The organism is Bacillus sp. FSL M8-0077 (genome assembly GCF_038050255.1).
Taxonomy (GTDB): Bacteria; Bacillota; Bacilli; order Bacillales; family Bacillaceae; genus Bacillus; species Bacillus altitudinis.
Map to the genome: position 1 here is coordinate 2,594,421 of NZ_JBBPAF010000001.1, position 24,684 is coordinate 2,619,104.

The 24,684-nt window shown below is 40.9% G+C and carries 22 protein-coding genes, 1 pseudogene and 1 other annotated feature; of the genes and pseudogenes, 2 read left to right on the forward strand and 21 right to left on the reverse strand.

All coding sequences use genetic code 11. The features are described from left to right. Window positions 1-24 precede the first annotated feature (24 nt). The 11 genes from clpX to ilvE form a co-directional block, all read right to left on the reverse strand. Complete coding sequence (gene clpX, locus NST57_RS13370; RefSeq protein ID WP_142155626.1) at window positions 25-1,290, reverse strand: ATP-dependent protease ATP-binding subunit ClpX; 1,266 nt, start codon at window positions 1,288-1,290, stop codon at window positions 25-27. A gap of 251 nt (window positions 1,291-1,541) precedes the next feature. Further along, a complete protein-coding gene (gene tig, locus NST57_RS13375; protein ID WP_008342839.1) occupies window positions 1,542-2,816 on the reverse strand; it encodes a trigger factor in 1,275 nt (424 codons plus the stop codon). Window positions 2,817-3,056: 240 nt separating this feature from the next. After that, a complete protein-coding gene (ddcA, locus tag NST57_RS13380) occupies window positions 3,057-4,064 on the reverse strand; it encodes a DNA damage checkpoint antagonist DdcA (RefSeq protein WP_008342841.1) in 1,008 nt (335 codons plus the stop codon). A gap of 123 nt (window positions 4,065-4,187) precedes the next feature. Further along, complete coding sequence (gene leuD, locus NST57_RS13385) at window positions 4,188-4,787, reverse strand: 3-isopropylmalate dehydratase small subunit (protein WP_008342843.1); 600 nt, start codon at window positions 4,785-4,787, stop codon at window positions 4,188-4,190. Between the two features lie 15 nt (window positions 4,788-4,802). Further along, entirely contained in the window at window positions 4,803-6,218 is a 1,416-nt protein-coding gene (gene leuC, locus NST57_RS13390; RefSeq protein ID WP_142155627.1) for a 3-isopropylmalate dehydratase large subunit, read from the reverse strand. A gap of 42 nt (window positions 6,219-6,260) precedes the next feature. Beyond that, window positions 6,261-7,358 carry a 3-isopropylmalate dehydrogenase gene (gene leuB, locus NST57_RS13395; RefSeq protein WP_341298672.1) on the reverse strand — a complete coding sequence of 366 codons (1,098 nt, stop codon included), beginning with the start codon at window positions 7,356-7,358 and terminating at the stop codon, window positions 6,261-6,263. Between the two features lie 18 nt (window positions 7,359-7,376). Beyond that, the gene (locus NST57_RS13400; protein WP_008342850.1) at window positions 7,377-8,930 is read right to left on the reverse strand and encodes a 2-isopropylmalate synthase; all 1,554 of its coding nucleotides are present in this window, start codon (window positions 8,928-8,930) and stop codon (window positions 7,377-7,379) included. Then, window positions 8,917-9,945, reverse strand: coding sequence for a ketol-acid reductoisomerase (gene ilvC / locus NST57_RS13405; RefSeq protein ID WP_007501581.1), 1,029 nt, complete (start codon window positions 9,943-9,945; stop codon window positions 8,917-8,919). The genes NST57_RS13400 and ilvC overlap by 14 nt, the downstream gene beginning before the upstream one ends. 18 nt (window positions 9,946-9,963) lie before the next feature. Further along, window positions 9,964-10,482: an acetolactate synthase small subunit gene (gene ilvN / locus NST57_RS13410; RefSeq protein WP_007501584.1), complete on the reverse strand. Its 519-nt coding sequence runs from the start codon at window positions 10,480-10,482 to the stop codon at window positions 9,964-9,966. Continuing rightward, entirely contained in the window at window positions 10,479-12,203 is a 1,725-nt protein-coding gene (ilvB, locus tag NST57_RS13415; protein WP_341298673.1) for an acetolactate synthase large subunit, read from the reverse strand. Before ilvB ends, ilvN begins: the two co-directional genes overlap by 4 nt. A 122-nt stretch (window positions 12,204-12,325) precedes the next feature. Continuing rightward, window positions 12,326-12,573 (reverse strand) — a binding site (T-box leader). An 8-nt stretch (window positions 12,574-12,581) separates the two neighbouring features. After that, window positions 12,582-13,496: a branched-chain-amino-acid transaminase gene (gene ilvE / locus NST57_RS13420; RefSeq protein ID WP_008342856.1), complete on the reverse strand. Its 915-nt coding sequence runs from the start codon at window positions 13,494-13,496 to the stop codon at window positions 12,582-12,584. A 433-nt stretch (window positions 13,497-13,929) separates the two neighbouring features. Here ilvE and NST57_RS13425 point away from each other — a divergent pair, with 433 nt between their 5' ends. Continuing rightward, window positions 13,930-14,973, forward strand: a complete 1,044-nt coding sequence (locus NST57_RS13425) for a beta-propeller fold lactonase family protein (protein WP_142155630.1) — start codon at window positions 13,930-13,932, stop codon at window positions 14,971-14,973. 16 nt (window positions 14,974-14,989) lie between these two features. On the opposite strand, the pseudogene NST57_RS20370 reads toward NST57_RS13425, so the two are convergent. The 8 genes and pseudogenes from NST57_RS20370 to NST57_RS13460 all read right to left on the reverse strand — a co-directional run bounded on the left by NST57_RS20370 (window position 14,990) and on the right by NST57_RS13460 (window position 21,427). Continuing rightward, a pseudogene (locus NST57_RS20370) lies at window positions 14,990-15,179 on the reverse strand (hypothetical protein). Then, a complete protein-coding gene (locus NST57_RS13430; RefSeq protein ID WP_008342863.1) occupies window positions 15,157-15,576 on the reverse strand; it encodes a YkvA family protein in 420 nt (139 codons plus the stop codon). The pseudogene NST57_RS20370 and the gene NST57_RS13430 overlap by 23 nt, the downstream one beginning before the upstream one ends. Window positions 15,577-15,671: 95 nt before the next feature. After that, window positions 15,672-16,838, reverse strand: a complete 1,167-nt coding sequence (gene dltD, locus NST57_RS13435; RefSeq protein ID WP_341298674.1) for a D-alanyl-lipoteichoic acid biosynthesis protein DltD — start codon at window positions 16,836-16,838, stop codon at window positions 15,672-15,674. Next, window positions 16,838-17,074 (reverse strand): D-alanine--poly(phosphoribitol) ligase subunit 2, encoded by a 237-nt coding sequence (dltC, locus tag NST57_RS13440; protein ID WP_017367737.1) that lies wholly within the window; start codon window positions 17,072-17,074, stop codon window positions 16,838-16,840. Before dltC ends, dltD begins: the two co-directional genes overlap by 1 nt. Window positions 17,075-17,095: 21 nt before the next feature. Next, on the reverse strand, window positions 17,096-18,280 hold the full coding sequence (gene dltB / locus NST57_RS13445; RefSeq protein WP_341298675.1) for a D-alanyl-lipoteichoic acid biosynthesis protein DltB: 1,185 nt from the start codon (window positions 18,278-18,280) through the stop codon (window positions 17,096-17,098). Continuing rightward, the gene (gene dltA, locus NST57_RS13450) at window positions 18,277-19,782 is read right to left on the reverse strand and encodes a D-alanine--poly(phosphoribitol) ligase subunit DltA (RefSeq protein ID WP_341298676.1); all 1,506 of its coding nucleotides are present in this window, start codon (window positions 19,780-19,782) and stop codon (window positions 18,277-18,279) included. The genes dltB and dltA overlap by 4 nt, the downstream gene beginning before the upstream one ends. A 14-nt stretch (window positions 19,783-19,796) precedes the next feature. Further along, a complete protein-coding gene (locus NST57_RS13455) occupies window positions 19,797-19,946 on the reverse strand; it encodes a teichoic acid D-Ala incorporation-associated protein DltX (RefSeq protein ID WP_024427820.1) in 150 nt (49 codons plus the stop codon). Window positions 19,947-20,200: 254 nt separating this feature from the next. After that, window positions 20,201-21,427, reverse strand: coding sequence for a Kelch repeat-containing protein (locus NST57_RS13460; RefSeq protein ID WP_341298677.1), 1,227 nt, complete (start codon window positions 21,425-21,427; stop codon window positions 20,201-20,203). 217 nt (window positions 21,428-21,644) lie between these two features. On the opposite strand from NST57_RS13460, the gene NST57_RS13465 reads away from it, so the two are divergent. Next, the gene (locus NST57_RS13465; RefSeq protein ID WP_341298678.1) at window positions 21,645-22,157 is read left to right on the forward strand and encodes a hypothetical protein; all 513 of its coding nucleotides are present in this window, start codon (window positions 21,645-21,647) and stop codon (window positions 22,155-22,157) included. A 131-nt stretch (window positions 22,158-22,288) separates the two neighbouring features. Here NST57_RS13465 and NST57_RS13470 read toward each other — a convergent pair whose 3' ends face one another. After that, window positions 22,289-23,641, reverse strand: coding sequence for an IS1182 family transposase (locus NST57_RS13470; RefSeq protein ID WP_341297885.1), 1,353 nt, complete (start codon window positions 23,639-23,641; stop codon window positions 22,289-22,291). 245 nt (window positions 23,642-23,886) lie between these two features. After that, entirely contained in the window at window positions 23,887-24,351 is a 465-nt protein-coding gene (locus NST57_RS13475) for a DUF4241 domain-containing protein (protein WP_341299228.1), read from the reverse strand. Window positions 24,352-24,684 lie beyond the last annotated feature (333 nt).

Here is a 24,684-nt window from a genome sequence, read left to right on the forward strand (position 1 = left end):
CGATTCAGGAGTCATCAAATGGGCTTATGCTGATGTTTTTGTATCTTTATTCACGACTGTACCGTCTTTTAAGACAAGACGAGGCGGCTCACCATCAGCAACCGTTGCACCAGTAATGACACATTTCTCAATATCATCACGAGATGGAAGATCAAACATCACATCAAGCATGATGCCTTCAATGATGGAGCGAAGGCCACGAGCTCCTGTTTTACGCTCAATGGCTTTTTTCGCAATTTCGCTAAGAGCATCTTCTTCAAACTCTAGCTCAACATCATCAAGCTCAAGCATTTTTGTATATTGCTTAACGAGTGCATTTTTAGGCTTCGTCAAGATTTCGACAAGTGCTTTTTCATCTAACGGCTCTAGGCTTGCAATAACCGGAAGACGACCAATGAATTCTGGGATTAAACCGAAGCGAAGTAAGTCTTCTGGCAGAACTTTTGATAGAAGGACTTCTTTTTCAATATCTTCAATTTTATTTTCCGCACCGAATCCAATGACTTTTTGACCTAAGCGGCGTTTGATGATTTGCTCAATGCCATCAAAGGCTCCACCACAAATGAAGAGGATATTTGTTGTATCAATTTGAATGAATTCTTGATGAGGATGCTTACGTCCACCTTGAGGCGGTACACTAGCGACCGTTCCTTCAAGAATTTTCAAAAGGGCTTGCTGTACACCTTCCCCAGATACATCACGAGTGATAGAAGGGTTTTCTGATTTTCTTGCTACTTTATCGATTTCATCGATGTAGATAATGCCTTTTTCAGCTTTTTCTACATCATAATCTGCTGCTTGGATCAGCTTTAGTAAAATATTCTCTACGTCTTCCCCAACGTAACCTGCTTCCGTTAAAGACGTCGCATCTGCAATCGCAAATGGAACATTTAAAATACGTGCAAGCGTTTGTGCAAGTAATGTTTTACCGCTTCCTGTTGGTCCAATCATAGAAATGTTACTTTTCGAAAGCTCAACATCATCAATCTTACTGTTGGAATTAATCCGCTTGTAATGGTTATAAACCGCTACAGCTAAGGATTTCTTCGCATTCTCTTGTCCGATGACATATTCATCAAGAATCTCCCGGATTTCATGAGGTTTCGGAACATCCTTGAATTCAACTTCTTCCTCAGTACCGAGCTCTTCTTCAACTATTTCCGTGCAAAGCTCGATACATTCATCACATATATATACGCCAGGTCCTGCGACCAGTTTACGCACTTGATCTTGCGTTTTTCCGCAAAACGAGCATTTTAATTGACCTTTTTCCTCGTTGAATTTAAACATTCTTTCACCCCTTATTCTTCTTCACTTGCCTGTAGCTAACAGTCAGCTACCCTTCTGGGTCCAGTATGTATGCATTTTACCATACTTTCCTAAAAGACGGTAATGATGTGTTTGTAACACTGCACATTGAGATATGTATGACAGAAAGATGCGACTTACACTATCGTTTCCAAAAGAAGCGATGATAAGTCAAAAATTGTACAAAACAAGGCACGAGTCACTCGCGCCCTGTTTTATTATTATGCACCATATTAACGGTTTTCTACAAGAAAATCAATTGCTTTACGAACTTTTAAATCTTCTTTCATTGCTTCAGTAGAACCGATCGCTTGTTTGATATTTTCAATAGGCATGTTGTATGCTTCAGCCATTTTTGAAAGTTCTTCTTCCACTTCTTCATCAGACACTTGTAAGTCTTCTGCAGCAGCAATTGCTTCAAGAGTAAGATTAGATTTTACGCGTTTAGCAGCATCTTCTTTCATTTGCTCTTTTAGCGCATCTTCATCTTGTCCAGAGAACTGGAAGTAAAGCTCAAGGTTCATCCCTTGCATTTGAAGACGTTGTTCGAATTCTTTCATCATACGGTCTAGCTCAGTGTCAACCATCGCTTGAGGAACGTCAACTTCCGCATTTTCAGAAGCTTTTGCTACTAGCTCTTCACGAAGTTTGCCTTCTGCTTCGTTTTCTTTTGCTTCTTCAAGACGTTTCTTCGTTTTTTCAGTTAATTCAGCAATCGTTTCTACTTCTTCATCAACATCTTTAGCGAACTCATCGTCAAGTGCTGGAAGTTCTTTTGCTTTGATTTCATGAATTTTCACTTTGAATACAGCTGGTTTACCTGCAAGGTCTTCAGCATGATATTCTTCTGGGAAAGTCACTTCAACGTCTTTTTCTGCACCTGCTTCAAGACCAACCAATTGCTCTTCGAAACCAGGGATGAATGAACCAGAACCTACTTCAAGAGAGTAGTTCTCAGCTTTTCCGCCTTCGAATGCTTCTCCATCAACGAATCCTTCGAAATCAAGAACAACTGTATCGCCGTTTTCGATTGCGCCTTCTTCTTTGACAACAAGCTCAGCTTGACGGTTTTGCATAGCTTTTAACTCTTCTTGGACATCTTCATCAGATACAGATGTGTCGTCTTTTTCTACGTTAAGACCTTTGTAGTCACCAAGTTTTACTTCTGGCTTCACTGTTACTTTTGCAGTGAAGATTAAGCTTTCGCCTTTTTCGATTTTCTCAACATCGATTTCAGGGCGGTCAACCGGCTCGATACCAGCTTCGTCGATTGCTTTTGGATATTCAACTGGAAGAAGAATATCTAGTGCATCTTGATAAAGAGATTCTACTCCAAAACGCTGCTCGAAAAGACCACGTGGTACTTTCCCTTTACGGAATCCAGGGATTGATACTTGCTTAACTACTTTCTTAAATGCATCATCAAGTGCTTTGTTAAATGTTTCAGCGTCAACTTCTACTGTTAAGACACCTTCGTTACCTTCTTGTTTTTCCCATTTTACTGACATGTGTGTTTCCCTCCAAAAATCTATTCAGATTGTGCGTTGTTACATTCTAAAGCATCATAAAGACTTCGTCCAATCAAAAACTACGCACTCCGCTAAAGAAGCGGTCTTATGTATACAATATTTGACTTGATTATACATAACGTCTTTCAACCGTTGGAATCTTACAACCGCACGATATATGCACAAATACAACCATTATATTATAACATAACAAGTCCGTCTTTCAACTAAATCGACAAATTACAAATAAGAAATTTCTTCAATATCTTTCAGCATTGTACAAGCTTCTCTCAGCTCTCGTTCGTTAAAATCATACAATAAATGCAATTCTTCGAGATCGATCTCGATCCCATGCATTTCATAGCCGACTTTATGAAGTGCCGCTGCCCAAAGATTTGGATCTGTATATTTAGGAAGAAATGGATATAGCACAAATAAGTGCCGGCGCCATAACTCTTCAACCCCTTGGTAAAGGGTTGGGTTCTCATTGCCGAGAGTGTCATCGAGCTTTCGAAGGACTTGCTGAAGCAGTGGCATTTGCTCTGGCTTGACAGCCTCAGAAGGAACAAGCGTTAAAGAATCACCGAACTTCGTCACATGAACCGGCTTTGCCACATCATGATCTGACAGAAGTTGCAGGATCAATGATTTGACCAAAGGGTTTCCATCAGGCTTTTGTAGGATCGTATTTAATAGACCCATATGCGGCGTGATGTTTCGGTCTTTCAGCGAATGGATGAACTGCACCTGCTCTTCTGGCCGCTCGAGCATTTCATCTATATTGATTTCTCCGCTGCCTTCCTCGTCTTCGTCTAAAATCTCTTCTGGTGATTCAATCATCTTTCTGCTAAATTCAAGCAGTTTATAGAAATGCTCCGCGCTTTCTGCTGGAAGGTGATTTTCTTCAAGGACAGCCTCAATTGTTTGTTTGACTTCCTCGTACTCTTTCAGCTGAATTAAGATGGTCATATACACTTGAAGCACAGTGAAATAGTGTCCATATCCTTCATGTAGCATCTTTTCACATACTCGCTTTGCATCCTGCAGCTCACCAAGCTCTAGAAAACAAATCGCCATACCGAGATGAATATCGGATTCTTCATCGTCATCATACGATTTCGCTTCTGAAAATAAGTGAAGCGCCTCTTGATACTGTTTATCTTTTAATGCTGCCATTCCTTTTTCAATCAGTCTTTCTTTCAGACCAGGAAACAAAATGACATTATCTTTCTTCTTGTCATGTTTCATGCTTACGTTCCTTTCGGGCGCATATTTTTTATCAGTTTACCAACGAAGGTTAGTAAACACAAGTAACGAGAGGTTTTCATGCAAAAAAGAAGCCGTCACACCACGGGGACGGCTTCTTGTTGTTTATGCACGCAGCCAGCTGCTACGTTTCTCTTCAAATGCCTGAATCTCATCTTCTAGTAACAATGTTAATGAAATCTCATCATAGCCATTCAGGAGCATTTCTCTCCAGTGTGGATCTACATCGAAAGGAGTAACATTCCCTTCATGGTCTTGAATCTGTTGTTTTTCCAGATCAACTGTCATTTCATATCCTTTGTTTTCATATGATGCAGCAAACGTTTTCCACACATCATAATCAAGGCGGATCGGAAGCATCCCGTTTTTAAAACAGTTTTGATGAAAAATATCGGCGAAAGATGGGGCAATGACAATTTTGAAACCATAATCATCAAGTGCCCAAGGCGCATGTTCCCTTGATGACCCGCAGCCAAAGTTTTCGCCTGCGATCAAAATAGAGGCTCCTTCATAAATCGGCTGATTGAGTTCAAAATCTGGATTCGGACTGCCATCTGCTAAATATCGCCAGTCAAAAAAGGCAAATCGGCCATATCCTGTTCGTTCGATTCTTTTCAAAAACTGTTTCGGAATGATTTGATCTGTATCTACATTAATACGGTTAAGCACAGCGGCTTTTCCTTTATGAGTGACTAAAGGCTCCATTTATGACACAACTCCTTACACGACTGTTTTCTCTTGATTAAACTTCCTGACATCGACAAATCGGCCATGTATGGCAGCCATTGCAGCCATTGCCGGGCTGACAAGATGCGTTCTTGCACCCTTCCCTTGACGTCCCTCAAAGTTACGGTTTGATGTAGATGCACAGCGTTCACCTTCTGGCACCACATCGTTATTCATGCTGAGGCACATACTACAGCCAGATTCTCTCCATTCAAATCCTGCTTCTAGGAAAATTTCATGAAGACCTTCTTTTTCTGCTTGCAGTTTGACACTTTGAGAGCCAGGAACCACAATCGCTCTGACATGATCGGCTACTTTTTGGCCTTCAATCATAGAAGCGGCTTGGCGTAAATCAGTCATTCTTGAGTTCGTACATGAGCCAATAAACACATGCTCAATCGTAATATCTTCAATACGCTGATGCGGGTGAACCCCCATGTATTCATAAGCACGTTTTGCTTCTTTTTGGTCATCTTCTTGTGCAAAATCTTCAGGTCCTGGAATCGCTGCATCCACTGGGAGCACCATTCCTGGGTTAATTCCCCACGTGACCATTGGTGAAATATGATTTCCATCTAAAACAATGGTTTTATCATAGGTCGCACCCGGATCTGTTCTTAGTTCTTTCCATTCTTTTATCGCTGCTTCAAAATCTTCACCCTGCGGTGCGTATTTACGTCCGCGGCAATATTCAAAGGTCACTTCATCAGGTGCGATCAATCCTGCTCTTGCGCCTGCTTCAATTGACATATTACAAACGGTCATCCGCTCATCCATTGACATGTTTCTGAATACTTCCCCAGTGTATTCAATGACATAACCTGAACCGAACTTCACGCCATGTGCGCCAATGACTGCTAAAATGACATCTTTGGCTGTTACCCCTTTTTGAAGCGTTCCGTCTACTCTAATTTCTAGTGTCTTCGGACGCTGCTGCCAAAGTGTTTGTGTGGAAAGTACATGCTCAACCTCACTTGTGCCAATCCCAAAGGCAAGTGCACCAAATGCGCCATGTGTAGATGTATGACTATCTCCACATACGATTGTTTTCCCCGGAAGTGTTAAACCAAGCTCAGGTCCAACGACATGAACAATTCCTTGGTCAACACTGTGTAGGTCAGCTAGACGGACCCCAAATTCAGCACAGTTGCGCTCTAGAGCACTCACTTGCTTCTTCGCAACCTCATCTTTGATCACAAATCGATTCACAGTCGGAATGTTATGATCCATCGTTGCAAATGTGTTTTGTGGTCTTCTCACCTTACGCCCTTTTTGTCTTAATCCTTCAAATGCTTGAGGTGACGTCACCTCATGCACCAAGTGCAGATCAATATATAAAAGGTCTGGTTTTCCCTCGCCATTTTTGACAACATGCTGATCCCATATTTTTTCGATGATTGTTCGAGGCATAACCCTTTTTCCTCCCTCTACCTAATTCAACAAGATTTCTATTTATACAATGGTTTTCGCCTGTTGTTTCAGTGCATCTACAACGGCTTTCGTGATATCATCAGTCGTTTCATACGTTCCCTCTTTTGATGCTAGGTCCTTTGTTCGTTTGCCAGAGGCAAGAACGGCTTCCACAGCTGCTTCAATTGCAGCCGCTTCTTCTTCTAGAGCAAAGGATGTTCTAAGCAAGCTGGCTGCTGATAATATAGTAGCCAGAGGGTTTGCGACATTTTGCCCCGCAATATCGGGTGCTGAACCATGAATCGGCTCATATAAGTGAAGGCCGGTGCTTGATAAACTAGCAGATGGCAGCATGCCGAGTGAGCCAGTAATCATAGATGCTTCGTCACTTAAAATGTCACCAAACATATTTTCTGTCACGATGACATCAAATTGAGCGGGCTTATAAATAAGCTGCATCGCGGCATTATCGACGAGCATGTGCTCAAATGCGACATCTGGATATTGGGATGCAACTTCTTCTACCGCATCCCGCCATAGTTTACTCGAAGCGAGAACATTTGCTTTATCCACAGACGTTACTTTTTTACGTCTCGTTAACGCCATGTCGAATGCTTCTTTTAATACACGAACAATTTCTTCCTTCGTATAAAGAAGTGTATCAACCGCAGCTTCTTTTCCTTCATCATCCGTGTAGCGCTCACTTGGTTCACCAAAGTAGAGGCCTCCAGTTAATTCACGAACGATGACGAAATCTACTCCACTAATGTGATCTTGTTTTAACGGTGAAGCCTCACTCAAGCTATCAAATACTTTGACAGGGCGGATGTTCGCAAACAAGTCCAGCTGCTTGCGGATTGAGAGCAAACCTTTTTCTGGGCGAAGCTCTGGCGGGTTTTGATCCCACTTTGGTCCGCCAACGGCTCCTAATAAAATCGCATCTGCGCTTTTGCACACTTCTACTGTTTCTTGAGGGAGCGGATTGTTTTTTTCATCTATCGCTATGCCGCCAATGAGAGCTGTTTCAAATTCAAATTCGTGTTGAAATTGAGCCGCTGTCTCTTTCAGAACAGCGACGGCTGATGTGACGACTTCCGGTCCGATTCCATCGCCGGGCAAAAGTGCAATTTTCTTTTTCATGAGTCCCTTCCTCCTTTCTTATGAGATGGCGTGATGTTTCTCAATTTCTATTAGGTTTGATTTAAAGATTAAATGTCTATTCACTGCATTGACGTAAGCTTTAGCCGATGCTTCCAGCACATCTTGCGCTACACCGCGTCCTGCTGTTTCTTTTCCTTCTATTGAAACAGTGACATATACTTCCGCTAGTGCGTCTCTGCCTTTTCCATTTGATTGAATACGATAGTCTAGCAAATGAATTCTTTCCTCCATACAGCGCTCAAGCGTGTTGTATACAGCTTCTACACTGCCTGCACCTGTAGCTGCTTCTTGAATGACTTCTTGCGTTTCTTGATTTTTAAGAGAAACTGTTGCTGTCGGCATTTGCTCTGTCCCATAGTGAACTTGAAGACTTTCAAATTCATAGCCGATTTTACGGTCTGCTACTTTTTCTTCTAATATAATAGAGATCAAATCATCATCTGTGATTTCTTTCTTCTTCTCTGTTAAGTTCTTAAAAGTTTCGAAGAACTTATTGATTTCTTCTTCAGTCAATTTAAAGCCGAGTGTTTTTAAGCGGTCTTTAAACGCGTGTCTTCCGGAGTGTTTACCAAGGACAAGCACATCTGTTGTGACGCCTACAAGCTCTGGAGAGATAATTTCATAGGTTGTTTTTTCTTTGAGGAATCCATCTTGGTGAATACCTGATTCATGGGCAAATGCATTGTTTCCAACGACTGCTTTATTACGCGGTACAATCATACCTGAGTATTTGCTCACTACATCACTTGTGCGCTTAATTTCATTCAACTGAATGGTTGATTCGACTTGGTAAAAGTCTTTGCGAATATGAAGGGCAACTGCTATTTCTTCTAAAGCAGCATTCCCTGCGCGCTCTCCAATACCGTTGACAGCTGTTTCAATTTGATCTGCTCCATTTTCAATGGCAGCAAGTGAGTTCGCTACAGCCATTCCTAAATCATCATGACAGTGTGCTGACAATATGACTTGATCAATATTTGGAACGTGTTCCTTCATATATTTAAAGATATTTCCGTACTCTTTTGGTGCTAGGTATCCAACAGTATCAGGCAAGTTAATGACACTTGCGCCTGCGTCGATTACTTTCTCTACAATTTCTGCTAGGAAAGAAAGATCTGTCCGGCATGCATCTTCTGCTGACCACTGAACAACTGGGAAGCGCTCTTTCGCGTATTTCACCATTGAAACAGCTTGTTCAACCACTTCTTCACGTGTTTTCTTTAGTTTATGCTTGAGGTGAATGTCAGACGTCGCAATAAAGACGTGTATTCTTGGTTGAGCTCCATCTTTTAATGCGTCCCATGCAGCATCAATGTCACCTTTCACACATCGTGCAAGTCCTGCAACTGAACAGTTCTTAATCGTTCTTGCAATTTCTTGTACGCCTAAGAAATCCCCTCGGGATGAAGCGGGAAAACCCGCTTCAATGATATTAACCCCAAGGCGCTCAAGCTGCTTTGCAATGATTAGCTTTTCTTGTGCATTTAAGTTCACTCCTGGTGATTGCTCTCCATCTCGAAGTGTTGTGTCAAAAAAATTAATTTTTCGCACCGACGCTCACCGCTTCCTTTTTCTTTCCTTGTTTAACGAAAGGCATCATTTCACGAAGCTTTCTTCCGACGATTTCAATTTGGTGCTCATTTTCATTTGCATTGATCGCATTGAAACGTGGACGATTTACTTGGTTTTCAACAATCCATTCTTTCGCGAATGTTCCGTTTTGGATGTCAGTCAAGACTGCTTTCATTGATTCTTTTACTTTTGCATCCACAACGCGTGGTCCTGATACGAAGTCACCCCATTGTGCTGTATCAGAGATTGAATATCTCATACCTTCTAATCCTTCTTCATACATAAGGTCAACAATCAATTTCAGTTCATGCAGACACTCGAAGTATGCAAGCTCTGGCTGATAACCAGCTTCTGTTAATGTTTCAAAACCTGCTTTTACTAATGAAGTAAGACCTCCACAAAGAACTGCCTGCTCACCGAATAGATCCGTTTCCGTCTCTTCTTTAAATGTTGTTTCAAGTACGCCCGCTCTTGCTCCGCCGATTGCTTTTGCATAAGCAAGTGCTTTGTCTTTCGCTTGACCAGATACGTCTTGATAGATAGCAAATAGTGCAGGTACACCAGCGCCTTGCTCATATGTTCTTCTCACAAGATGTCCTGGACCTTTTGGAGCCACAAGATACACATCTACGTCACTTGGAGGAACAATTTGATGGAAGTGAACGTTGAATCCGTGTGCGAATACAAGTGAATTACCTGCTTCTAATTGATCTTTGATTTCTTCATCATATACTTTCTTTTGCTGCTCATCTGGAAGTAATACCATGACGACATCTGCTTGTGCTGCTGCTTCTTTTACTGTGAATACTTGATGGCCGTCTTCTTGTGCTTTTGTATAAGATCCGCCTTTTCTCACACCGACAATCACATCTACGCCGCTCTCTTTTAAGTTCAATGCATGTGCATGACCTTGTGATCCGTAACCAATGATGGCAACCTTTTGACCATTTAATACGTTTTCTTGAATATCACCGTTATAATATACTTTTACCATTTGACTCTCTCCTTTTGTTTAGACAATTGAAATTGTTTTATTTGTTTGGGGCTTTTGCTGATTATCTCTCGCAAAGGCCGTGGTGCCAGTTCTGGCGACTTCTTTAATGCCGTATGGCTTAAGTAATTCAATGAGTGCTTCAATTTTTGAAGACTCACCTGTCACCTGAATGACGACACTCTCTCTGCTCACATCTACAATAGAAGCTCTAAAAGGCTCAATGACCCCTGTGATTTCCATTCTAGATGCTGGTGCAGATACGACTTTTATCAAAGCCAGCTCTCGCTGAACGATTGATTGGTTTGTAATATCCGTTACTTTGAGAACATCGATTTGTTTGTTCAGCTGTTTTGTCAGCTGTTCGATGTCTTTCTCTTGGTCTACATGGACGACGAACGTGATGCGTGATACATCTTGAATCTCAGAATGGCCGACCGTAATGCTTTCAATGTTGTAGTGTCTTTTGGTAAAGAGGCCTGTGATTCTGTTCAGTACGCCTGATCGATTTAATACAGTCAACACAATAATTCTTTTCAAGGTTTCACCCCCACCATCTCATGAAGTCCTTTCCCCGGTGCTACCATCGGGAATACTTTTTCATCTCTCGCTACATTGACATCGATGAAAACAGGCTCTCTAGAGGTTAAGGCTTCTTCGAGTTTTTCTTGCGCCTCTTCGTCTGATGAGATTCTGATCCCTTTAATGCCATAAGCTTCAGATAATTTCACGAAGTCTGGCTGCTCTGAAAATTTAGAATGTGAGTAGCGTTCTTCGTAAAAAATTTCTTGCCATTGTCTTACCATTCCAAGACTGTGATTATTGAGAACAATCACTTTCACTGGAAGGTTCAGCTCACGGATAACGGCAAGTTCTTGCAGGGTCATTTGGAAACCTCCGTCTCCTAAAATCGCCACAACCGTTGCCTCTTGATCAGCTAGCTGCGCGCCAATCGCTGCCGGTAAACCAAATCCCATTGTGCCAAGCCCACCAGATGTCACCCATTTATCGGCATTTTCAAATGGATAGAACTGTGCAGCCCACATTTGGTGCTGTCCGACATCAGTTGCCACAATGGCTTCACCTTTTGTAAATTGATGAATGTATTCGATCAGCTTTTGAGGCTTAAAGCCTTCAGCTTCGTTTTCGACATACCAGAGTGGATATTCTTCCTTCCACTGATTTAGCTGGCTCTTCCACTCGCCTGCTTCACCTTGTTTCCCGTTCTGTTTGATCAGTTCTTGGAGCACTAGCTTACTATCACCAACAACCGGGATATGGGTGTGAATGTTTTTACCAATTTCCGCTGGATCGATGTCAATATGAGCGACCTTCGCATGCTTTGCAAAATGATTGAGGTTGCCTGTTACCCTGTCATCAAATCTCGCTCCGATTGAAATGAGTAAGTCACATTGATGAAGTGCCATGTTCGCTGCATATGTGCCGTGCATACCCGCCATTCCTAGGAAAAGAGGATGCTTTGCTGGGAATCCGCCAAGTCCAAGCAATGTATGAGCGACAGGGATTTGCTGCTGCTCTACATACTCCCTTAATTCTTCCGACGCTTTGCCATGAAGAACGCCAGCTCCTGCTAGAATGACTGGTTTCTTCGCTCTGCTGACAGCTTCTACCAACTTGCGAATTTGCAAATAGTTCGGCTCAATTTTCGGCTGATAACCAGGCAAATCGATTGGCTGATCGTATTCAAATGTCCCTTCAATGCCAGCGACATCTTTTGGAATATCAATCAAGACTGGGCCGGGTCTACCAGTTGTTGCGATGTGAAATGCCTCTTTAATGACACCCGGTAACTCTTCTGGGCGTCTCACTTGATAGCTGTGTTTTGTGATTGGCATTGTGATACCAAGTACATCTGCTTCTTGGAAAGCATCTGATCCAATGACTGAGGTTGCCACCTGTCCAGTGAAGATAACCATAGGTAGTGAATCAATCATCGCATCTGCAATTCCTGTGACTAGATTTGTTGCCCCCGGTCCTGATGTGGCAATGACAACGCCTGGTTTACCAGATACTCTTGCGTATCCCTCCGCTGCGTGAATTGCTCCTTGCTCATGTCTTGGTAGGACATGAAATAAACCAGAATCGTAAATTTTATCGTAGATCGGTAAAACGGCTCCGCCAGGATAACCAAAAATGACTTCTACTTTTTCTCTTTTGAGTGCTTCAATTAACATGAGTGCACCATTCATCGTTTGTGGTGCATTTGATTTTTCCGTCTCCATTTGTACATTTGTCCCCATTTGATTTCCTCCTCTTTGTCTTGCTTCAGTCAAGTCCTTTCACCCTTTTCCATTCAAGATAGAGATATGAGACCATATAAAAAAGCCTTCTCACCCCACAATGACACTACTTTTCACTAGGTCAAAGGGGCGAAAAAGCTTTGTTTTTCGCGGTACCACCCTTGTTCACGGCAAATCATGCTGCCGTCTCATGGACATCTTTCGTCCATTTTGGTAACGAGTGATGCAATGTCACTCGGTCTGCCCTACTATCATTTCAAGCAGACACTCAGAGGTGAGTTCACTTTAGAAAGTAACACCGGTTTCCAGCTAGCACCGGCTCTCTGTAGATACTGACTCTAAAGCTACTAGTCCTCTTCAACGTTTATCGATATCTATTTAGCTTGCGTGAATGTTTTCATCGGTAAAGACTACTTTTTCTCCTTCTTCAACGACTCGCTTGCGGAATTGTTCAAGAAGTTTGTTTGTGTGGAACCCTGGTTTTCCTTCGCCAATGATACGGCCGTCAACTTTTACAACAGCGATGACTTCGGCAGCGGTTCCTGTCAGGAAGACTTCTTCAGCTGTATACACATCATGTCTTGTGAAAGGTTCTTCTTTCACTTCGTAGCCTAAGTCTTCTGCGATTTCCATGATGGCATTTCTTGTGATGCCTTCAAGTGCGCCGATATAACCTGGCGGTGTATAAAGCTTGCCTTTTTTATAAATAAACACGTTGTCCGCTGAACCTTCAGCCACATACCCTTGATCGTTCAGCATGAGCGCTTCACTGACACCGGCCATATGGGCTTCAATTCGGACAAGAATGTTATTCAAATAGTTTAATGATTTCACTTTTGGACTTAGTACATCAGGACGATTTCGCCTTGTCGGTACTGTCACAATATCAATACCTGTTTCATATAGGTGCTTTGGAAAGATGGCCAGCGGTTCTACAATGATCACTGTGTTGGCTCTCCCGCAGTTGTTTGGATCTAAGCCAAGATCACCGGCTCCTCTTGAGACAACAAGGCGGATATAGGCATCTTTTAGGCCGTTCCTTTCAACTGTATGAATCATTTTTTCAGTGAGCTCCTCAAGTGAATATGGAATGTTCAGCATAATGGATCTAGCGGAATCATACAGGCGGTCTAAGTGTTCTTTCATTCGAAAGATATTCCCGTTGTACACGCGTATTCCTTCGAACACACCGTCACCATATAAGAAGCCATGATCATAAACTGAAATTTTCGCATCCTCTTTTTTCACGAGTTCATCGTTTAAAAAGATCCACTGTTCCTTTTGGTCTTCCATCTTCAGTGAGCACCCTCTCTTTCAAACAAAAAGTAGTTGAATTTTCAGACACTTTATATTGAAGTGTCTCACGCTTGCTCTTTCGTGTTTGTTTGCTTTTGTTGAACCCATCTTACGCCGCTTTCCATACAGTGTCAACAGCATTTTTAAAATTATTAGACAATTTAGACTAATCAAAATAAAATGTATACGCTTACACCTTTGCTAGACAAGGAATGAAAAAAGTTAAAATTTTTTGTATTTTTTCTTCAATTTATTTACTCTACATGAACGGTTTTCTTTTGAACAAGCTTTTGTGATATTTTTTCACACGGTTTTTGAAGAATATTGTGAGATTTCATTGCGTTTGTTTTTTCCTTCAGCATGCCTTTCTAAAGCGTTTTCCTATGAATTTGTGATAGAATGAGAGCATCTAATAGAAGGAGGGCAATACATGGCTAACATCAGAGGTTATATCGGAACGTATACAAAAGGAGACAGTAAAGGAATCTATTCTTTTACTTTAAATACGGACAAGCAGCAGATTGAACAAGTAGAAGTGGCTGCAGAACTTGAAAATCCTACATATTTAACTGTCTCAGATTCTCAAAAGTTTGTGTATGCTGTTGTGAAAGAAGGAGCACAGGGCGGTCTTGTTGCGTATCAAATTGATGCTGACACCGGCGCACTTCGTTTCATCAACCAAGAGCTTGCCGATGGGGCTTCTCCTTGTCACGTGAGCGTGGACAGCCAAACGAAAACGGCGTATACAGCAAACTATCATAAAGGAACAGCAGAGATGTATGAAATTGATGCTGAAAACGGCTCAGTGATCCGCACGCTATCACAGGCGCAGCATGAAGGCACTGGACCAAACGAAGACCGTCAAGAAAAACCGCACACTCACTTTATGGGTTTGACACCTGATGAACAATTCGCAGTGGCTGTTGACCTTGGCACAGACGGTATTTATACGTATAAGAAAGAAAACGGCAAACTTGAACTTGCCCATACATTTGAAACAAAACCAGGCAGCGGTCCTCGTCATATCACATTCCACCCAACGAAACCTGTGGCATATGTCATGACAGAGCTCAGCTCAGAGGTCATTGTACTTCGTTACTTTGAAGATGGTCATTTTGAAGAGATCCAAACGATCGCAACCATTCCTAATGACTTCACAGAGAATAATCAAGGCAGCGCCATTCATGTGTCTTCTGACGGTCAATTTGTGTATGCAGGAAATCGTGGACATGACAGCATTGCCATTTTCAAAGCAGATCATGACGGCAAACTAAGCCTTGTCGACATTGCTTCATCTGAAGGAAATTGGCCTAGAGACTTTGTCCTTGATCCAACAGAAGAATTTCTCGTTGGTTCAAATCAAGAATCTAGCAATCTTGTGTTATACAAACGTGACAAAGAAACCGGTCGACTCACTGTCTTACAATCAGACATCACCGTTCCGCATCCGGTTTGCGTGAAATTTTTAGGGTAATGAAAAAAGCCTCCGTTTAGGAGGCATTAGATTGTTGACAAAGGGCTAAAATGAACTTTATTTTAGCCCTTTGTCTTTTTTTCAGCGTAGTTGAAAACCCTTGAAGTCTAGGAAGAACGAGCACCGAAGTGCAGGACTGACAAAGAATGCGAGGGTTTGTCTACACTTTTAAGAGGCTTTTCTTTAAGCAGACGGCATACCGCCATCTTCAAGCTTTTGATCAATGAAAGACGTATCGCTTTTTTCACCGAACCATTTTCCCAGCCTGTCTTTCGCTTTTCCTTTGACATCGTCATCAATGTACATTGCCACTTGAAGCAGAGCAAATGTGATGGCGCCTAGATCATCTGTGTAGCCGATCCCCACCAATGTATCAGGGATCAGATCAATCGGAAGGATAAAGTACCCTAGCGCCCCAATGATGAGGGTTTTCGCTTTAACCGGTACTTCGGGTTTTTGCAATGTATAATAAAGTAATAACACAGCATAGACAAGAGAAACTCCAGCTTTTTGTGCCGTCTTTTTTAACTTTTCCCAAAAGGCATGATCATTAAAATGCTTCTTTGAACGCTTTAATAGTTCTTTTTTCTCAGAACGATTCATCGTATCGCCTCCATATTCAGCATAGCCCTTCCACCTTATTTATACAAGAAATCCACTCATTCGACAAACAAAAAGCAGCAGAAAGCTGCTGCAATCTACTGCTCTTTGTAAAACTTTTCGATCGCCTTATCGATGTATACCCATCCTTTATACGACACATGAATCGTATCCTTAAAGAAATATGGGTCATACTCATGCGAAGTCAAATCTGCGACTTCATACCCATTATCTCGAATTTGACGATTGATTTTTTGATAATAATCTGTACGTCCCTCTTTCGGAAAACCAGTGTAATCATACCATTTTCCGTTGACGGGAATCGTCACAAATAAAGGCTTCGCCCCTGCCTGTTTTAAAATATCCAGCATGATCTGGAAATCTTTATATTCAGGTGATGCTGCATAAGAATTGTCGCGACGAGAATCCTTCATCTTTTTCATGATCGGCTTCAGCTTGCGATCAAACAGTCTCTGATCAATATAAAACGGGTTGTCCCCTGCTTTTTCAGATCCTAGGACGCTCGCTTCTTTTTCAAGCTCAGTCCATGTTTTCCTTTTCACTGAAGGAGACGGACGAAGCTTGCGCTCATGCCCAGACCCGATCGTATAGTACATGTCTTTCTTTTGAAGCATGCCATAATACATTTTTGCAATAGGAGAAATCGCGCCATAAGCGAATTTGTTCCCAGAAAGCTCTGCTTTAAAAAGCTCTGTGATGACCATGTCGTTCTTTACTGCCTTAAACTTCATGATTCTTTTGATGAGCTCTTTTTTCACAGCTGGATCAATTTCTTTATTATAAGCGAGATCAAGCGCCTGAAGCGCTGAATAGTTAGGAGCAAAGTGATTCTCGTCTGATCCCCATTTGACAAACCACTGCGGGGACACGATAAACACAAGCTTTTTCCCTTTTAATTCATCCATATGCGCTGCAAAGTTCATCGCATGAATTAATGATTGCGATCCACCTTTTCCAACAAGATAAGGTGTAAACCCTTGAGGATTTTCATGAAAGAAATTCGAAGGGTGATATGGATCAAAACGTGATAGTTCAGAAGATCCATAGATCGGCAAATAAGTTGGATCTTTTAGCATTTCATCTTGTAAATAAAGCCCTTGGAACATCCCTGGATCTAATTCTGTGGCTGACTTTTGTAATTTGTCTTTTGGGATCAGATGTGAGAGCCATGCATTTGGTACAAGAAGAACACCAATGAATAGAACAGCCGCTAAAATAAGCGGCCCAAAAAAACGCTTTTTCATTACTTCATCTCTGCCAGCTGCTCAGCAATGTGATTCGGTGTATCCCACACATCACGATCAAATTCTGTAATTGGAACCATAATTCCTAGCTGACTTTCAATTGCCATGAGCAATTCAACTGTACCAAATGAATCAAGAAGACCTTCTTCAAAAATCGCAATCTCTGGATTTTCTTTCACAACGTCATCCTGACAAACCTCTGCAATAATACCGTATACTTGATTTTTAAATTCCATAATTTTCTACTCCCTTAATCATTAATGATGAAATGGTTTTCCTGAAAAAATATAAAAACCGAAACAAATCACATGGAATGTAATAATGATCGACACAACCATTGTGACCTTATTATCCGGCCACCACTTATGCTTTTTATTCCACTTCTCAAATAAATTGTAACCGGACATCACAACTGCATGGTATAGTCCGTAAATAATATATTGAAGGGCGAGACCATGCCAAGCACCCATCAATAGAAAGAGGACAAAGTACCCAATATTTGATACAGCCATCCGGTTCTTGATCCACTTCTTCTTTGTCATAAAGAACACAAATCTCATAAACACATAATCTCTGAACCAGAAGGATAGCGACATGTGCCAGCGATTCCAGAAATCTTTAATATTGCGGCTGATAAACGGTTTATTAAAGTTTTCTGGTGATTTAATGCCCATGATATAACTCACACCTACAGCAAATGCTGTATATCCAGCAAAGTCAAAGAACAAATACATACTGTACGCATACATATACGTTAACTGTTGAACAAAGTGACTGCTGCTAATGTGATGAATATTCATGAGAATATATGTGTGAATGAGATAACCAATAATGAACTTATATAAGAACCCGATAAAAATTTTATGAATCCCTGCATATAAAAGATCACTGTACACTTCCTTTTCAGGCGGTGTATCCATATCCTTTTCAAACCGGCGGTAACGGTCAATTGGACCTGACGAAATCGTCGGGAAAAAGACGATGAAATAGACCAAACGGTGAATCGGGATTTTCTTTTTAATCAAGCCGTCTCTCGTCTCGATAATTAACTGAACACCTTTAAATGTTAAGTACGAGATCCCTAAAAAGCTCAGCCAGTTCATTGGTGGCGGTTGATGCGGATGATGAGTTAAAAAGAACGGTAAAATCTTTGATAGCACAAGCGGCAAAATCGATGCCACCACTGCCATATAGAAGACAGACGCCCTGTTCGCCTTCAACCGGTACGCAAGGTATAGGCGGATAATCAAGACTTGCCACACTGTGAACAAGAACAGCAGCAAAGCGCCATGTGCATCCTTTGAGAAAATAAGCGCGAGTGCCACAACCGTTGCAAACATGTTATAGCCCTGCATTCTTTTGCCGCGAAGACCAAGAATCATCGTCGGCAGAAGAAGAATACCAATTAGAATGAAGAAAAAGAATGAACTAAACGGAATCATAGAAGAACCTCTTTTGCGATTCTTTTACGGTCAACCTTCCCGTTTGGCGTCATGTATAGCTGCTCAAGATAGACGAACTTTCTTGGAATCATGTACGCAGGCAGTGAATCCGCCATTTCTTTCTTAATCGCACTTGTCAGCTGATATTCTTTTTCAAAGGAATGCTCGGTTGGGACAATTGCTGCAATTAAGTACTCCACATGACCGTTTGGCTGAAATGGCACAATCACACAAGCATTGACATAAGTTGTCTCGCTCACATGATATTCAATTTCTTCAAGCTCCATTCGGTATCCATGTAGCTTAATTTGATAGTCCAGACGACCGTGGCACGTAATCAAACCATCCCGCGCCACACCTGCGTCACCTGTGCGGTAAGCAGGGCGTCCTTCGTATTCAAAGAACACTTTATCCGTTAAGGCTTGTTCACCTAAGTAGCCTCTCGTGACGCTTGGCCCCACGATGACAATTTCCCCTTTTTCCCCATCAGGGAGTGTCTTGCCTTCTTCATCTAAAATGACGATATCTGTATCCGGTTTGGCATAACCCACTGGCAAAGAATCGTGCTGATCAAGAATCTCCTGCGTGACTTCAATCGATGTAATCGCAACAGTTGCTTCAGTTGGACCATACGTATTAAAGACCTGCGCCTTAGGAAAACGCTCAAGAAGCGCACTTGCTACAGCTACAGGAAGTGCCTCACCGCAGAAAAGGAAAACGTGCAGCTCTGGTAAAAGTTCCCCTGTAAACGAAGGGTCCATTAAACACATTTGTACAAAGGAAGGTGTTGATGTCCACACTTCAACGTCAGATTGACCAAGCGCTGCAAACATATCCTTTGGCTTATTCACAAGATCTTTCACTAAACAGTAAAGCGTGCCGCCTGATTGAAGCGCTGGATAGAGATCCATCACTGATAAGTCAAAAGAAAACGGCGCTTGATTTAAGAACGTGCGCCCCTCGCCGATTGAGAAGTCGCTGCACATCCACCCTGTAAAGCTTTCTAAATTATTAGCTGTTACCTGAACGCCTTTCGGTTTTCCGGTACTGCCAGACGTATAAATGATGTAAAACACATCATCCTGTTGAACCCACTGCGTGGATGGCGGTGCTTCTTTTTCAAGTGCTAAAAGCGATGCCGCACTCTTCACTTCAATGTGTTCTTCTACATCTGGTACAGCCTGCTCATTTGCACAAATCAATAGACTCGCTTTTGAGCTTTCAATAATTGAGACGATACGCTCGACAGGTATGGAGATATCGACCGGAATATAGGGTCTGCCTGATTTCACAGTGCCTAAGAAAGAAATCAGCATCTCTGGCTCCATATGACCGTATACAATGACAGGTGCACTGTCAGTTGCGACTGTATCAATCGCACCAGCCATTTGGTCTGATAGACGCCAAAGCTCATCATATGTGATCGAAGCATGTTGAGAAACAAATGCTGGCTGTGTCGGTTTCGTTTGTTGGTATTCATGAATCGTGTGTAATAGTTTCATAGTTTAATCTCCAATTAAAAATCGTTGTAAATGAATGATCCCGTATTTGCTGTATGGAATCCGTAAATAAAGAACAATAATAGCAAAATAAGTAAGTAAAAGCTTGTATATCCTATCCATTTTACAGACTTATTTTCTGATAGCTTTTTGAATAGCATATTGATAACCTCTTTTCTTTTGACACTTATAAAGACGCATGGATCATCAAAAGAGTTTCATATCAAAACATAAAAATTTTAAGAATTGATGAAAAAAAGATGTCCAAAGTATGAACGTGTCTTCGGGCAAAGCTGTCTTATTGTAACAAAGATTTAATATAATTGAAATGAAATGGAAGCTTAAATTTGCCTTAAAATTGCCGAAAACTGTCGAACAAACGTAAAAGCCACCTAGTTTGACTAGATGGCTTTGTTGTTATTTACTTTTTATATTTATTCACTTCGAACATGAGAATGTTGTTGAATACCACATAGTCCTTTTTACTTTCAAAAGGACCTTTGTTGTTGTCATGCTCGTCAATTTCATAAAACCCTGGACCTTCGCCGGCATCACGTTTTTTGTACCAGGATAGGAAGGCGTTGACTTCTTTCATTGAAAGGTCATACTCTTTTTGCAAACCATTGACCATTGTGATGATGAGTAGAGCATCGCCGTCTTCATCTGTTGTATCGTCTTTTGGTGGTGTGGTTGGTTCTGGGTCTTTGTCACCTGGGGTTTCGGTGTTGTTTGGAAATTCTAGGTCTTTTAAGGAGATAGAGATGACAGATTTGTAGTTTTTGTCTGCAATCTCTCTGTAGTTCACATTATATTCTCTACCACCTATAACGTATAATGTATCCCCTATAACAACTGATGAAGCTCCTATACGCATATTGTGGTAAAGGACATCTATCCCAACTAAACCTTCTTGTTCAGTATCATATACATATAATTTTCTTGGTGAACTTGCAGGGAATATCATATTGTTTTTATAAATTACACCACTCAGATAACCTGAGACAAATCCTTTCTTCTTGGTAGACCAAACCTCTTTAGTTGCATTATATTCAAAAACTTCACGCTTATCATTTTTTCCAAATATATAAAATTTATCGTCTAATACTAGGCCAATTGCTCCTTCATTTTTAGCATTTAGTGAAGTTTCTTCTTTCCATGTTTGTTTAGATAGATCATAACTAAAAAACTCTTTTCCACCTAATACATAAATTTTATTTCCTATCACACCTGCTTGGACGTTATAAGAGCCTTTTGATTTGCTAACAAAGGGAATATCAGGTAATGTTTCCCACTCGTCTTTTTTTGTATCGTATACTTCAAATTTATCATAGGTTGTGCCTTGATGTTTTCCAGCAAGAACATAAATTTTAGAGCCTACTGTTACTGATGTAGCTCCTCCTCTGCCAGTAGGTATGTCTTTCTTTTTTGTCCATTTATCTGTGGATGGATCATACTCTAATGTTTCGTTAAGAGCATTAAATCCTCCAATTACATATATTTTCCCATCAACTGCATTAGCTACAGCTCCAATTCTTGATGTTGGTAAATCAGCTAATTGATTCCATTCATCCTTAGCAGCATTTGCAACTTGAAATATCTGTGTGAATGAAAGGATTACCAGTAACATCATGACGATCCATTTTTTCAAAAATAACACTCCCTTTTCATTATCTTACTTCTTCATTATCGGAGTGTTTTTTAATTTTTACACATCTAAATTTCTTTTATTCTACTAACTTTCATTTTGTTTATTTTTAAGGATAAAGACTCAACTACACAAACAGAATTAAATAAGTTTTATTCCATTTAATGAGAAAAAAGTATACAATATAAATGTGTTACAAAAATTACTAGGAGGCTTTAATATGTTAAAGAAATTAGCAGCTACAACATTCCTGGCTACAGCAGTGTTAAGCTCCGGATCAATTGCAAGTGCAGCAGGTTCAAGTATTTCTGAAAACGTTTCTCCCATAACACATAATCTTTCAACTCTTTCAGCAAAGTCCAACGGTCAAATTTCAACAAAAGCATCCTCTGTTTACTACTTACAAGAAAGAACTTTACAAGGTAATGGTTCAAATTTAGATTATTATAAAGGGACAAAATTCACTATAAGAAATAGCACTGGAACTATCTATAAAGGGTGGCAGGAGTCTCAGAGAAATGATGCAAAAGCACATGTTGAATATAAATTAGTAGATGCACAAACAGGTAATAAAGTCTCCGCATTGTCTTATTATGGTGATGTCAAGAAAGCGGACGGTCGTTTATGGTTAGAAATCAATTTCAATAACGTTTCGACTACAAAAGACTATTATTTAGAAGTAACGAATCTGGGTAAATATCCAGTTACTCTTGCAGGAAATGTATATAATTAACTTTAAAAGTAGTCCCTTTGGGACTACTCAGATTGTAGAGAAACTCATGTTTTTCTACAATCTTTTTTATTTTCACCATCATTATGATAGATGAGATTGAAGGAAAAACATGAAAAAGGCCTCCCACACACCTAGCCTAGCTTTGCTAGGTGTGTGGCAATCTTCTTCATGTTCTGACAGGCAGCTGTTAGAAGCACTTGCTCACTTACATTTTGTTTTCCCCTTAACCGGCAGTAGCGAAGCCCATGCAGTTGTTTTGAATCTGCAAAGCTTCGCTCTATTTTTTCTTTTCTTTTTTTATATAGCTCTTTTCCAGCGGCAGACAGACGATTTTGCCTGATCTTTTCTTTATGTTCCTCCCACACATGTCTTGAGATGAGCTTTTGATGATTTTTAGATCTTGTGCAGTTTTCAAGGAAAGGACACGATGTACATTTTTTAGGATCTGATTTGTAGAACCTATAACCTTTTCGATCAGTGGTGGTATATAAAAGCTTTTCACCATTCGGGCATATGTATTGATCGTGTTCAGAATCATACTGGAATTTCCACTTCTCGAATAATCCTCTTGTTGGATGAAAACGTCTATGTGCGATGACACCAAAAATATGGCGATCAGATAAACCTTTACAGATTGGGGTGGTCAAATAACCAGAATCAAGGGCAACTGCGTCTACTTGGAAACCAAATCGTGCGATTTGGTGATCCAATCGTTCAAGATACGGAACGGAATCATGGACATTACCAGGCGTGACATGGGCATCTGTGATGATATTGTACTTCATATCCGTTGTACGGTGGTCTAGGTAGAAAAAGCCTTCCGGTTTGTTTTCACGATAAAGATATCCACTTTCAGGATCAGTCGTACTTTGACGAATGTCTTTTTCCGTTTTCACCTCCTCTTTTACCTTTAAGGGCTTTTTTCCGTGTGCCACCCGATCTTCTTGGATCGCTTCTTCTAATTCATTTATATAGTTCTGGGTATCTTGTTCAATCGTTTTTCTCGTATATTTATGTTTATTGGCATTGGCTTTAAGATGAGTGGAGTCAGTAAAAAGAACGCGCCCTCCAACCATATCGTGATTGATGGCTTGAAGAACAATTTCATCGAAAATATCTTGAAAAATGGTTGTATCTTTAAATCGAGTACGACGATTCCAGCTAATGGTCGAGTGATGGGGAACGGGGTCATTGATGTTTAATCCTAAGAACCATCTATACGCCATGTTATAGTAGATTTCTTTTTCAAGTTGCCTTTCAGAACGGATACCATACAGGTATCCAATAAACATCATTTTAAACAGAATAAGTGGATCAAGTGAGGGACGACCTTTATTCTCACTATAATATGGTTTTACTTTGTCTATGATAAATGAAAAATCAATGTATTGATCAATTTTACGAAGCAGGTGATCCTCTTCGACCAGTTGATCTAGCAATACAAATTCGGCTTCGTGCTGAGAAGAATTTCTAGTGTGGAACATGAGAAAAACACCTTCCTTTAGTATGCTTTTCTCTATTATAAAATGGGATGGTGGAAAATTTAAGGGAAAAATAAAGCTGTCGAGGTTTTCTCGACAGCCTGAGTAGTCCCTTTGGGACTACTTTTATTTCTTATACTCTCGATTTATGTTAAACAATTTATCTATCCACTTCACCATCTCTTTATATACGCTTCACCTATAGCCAAAGAACAATAAAAAAGAACCCATGGTTCATTGGTTTCTCATCAGTCCATTATAAGAAAATCCGTCACAAGGCAAGCGGGTTCCCCGTTTTCATCCATCCCCCAAAAGCTTGGGTACATTCCGTCACCGAAGCCTGTTGTAAACATGGCAATGTCCACCTTGTCATGAAAACGGGTGACAAGCCAGTCCCATGTGTGCTTGTAGTTTTGCTCAAGCGCTTCTGCAAATTCCTCATAAAGATAGAAATCATTGTCCTCTTTATAGCGCTTATCCTCATAAGCTTGTAAATATAATGCAGCCTCATCATCCATGAAACAGCCCATACCCGTATTTACACCGTAACCGTAAAATTCGTCTTCTTTCAAATGTTCGAGTTCCTGCCCCGCTCTTGTAGCAAGCTCCCACTCTATTGCTTGCTCGTTTGTATACTTGATCATTGCATAGGCTACGCGTTCGTCTCCGCTTTCTAACCGCTTCACTAGAAGTAGAATAGGATATTTCCCTATAGCAACCTTACTCGTCTGTCAGCCTCAGATACCTTGTGTATTCGCGGATTATCTCCGGAGTCAAACGGTCGATATCGTCTAATACATCTGCGTACTTTTCCCCTAAAAAATCCGAGAAGTATCGGACATGACTTCGATAGTCTGCGATAGTTCTCTCACGCATCCCATCCGCTTCTTTTGCTAGGACGAAAATGTCTAGCACTTCTTCTATCGAATACTTGCGTTCGGGCGACCGTGGCTCGTGGGCTAGCCGTGAGACTGATCGTTTAGCCGTCGGACTCCTTTCGCCTATAAATTTTCAAGCCATAACGTTAATTACCTCCGTTTTGACCA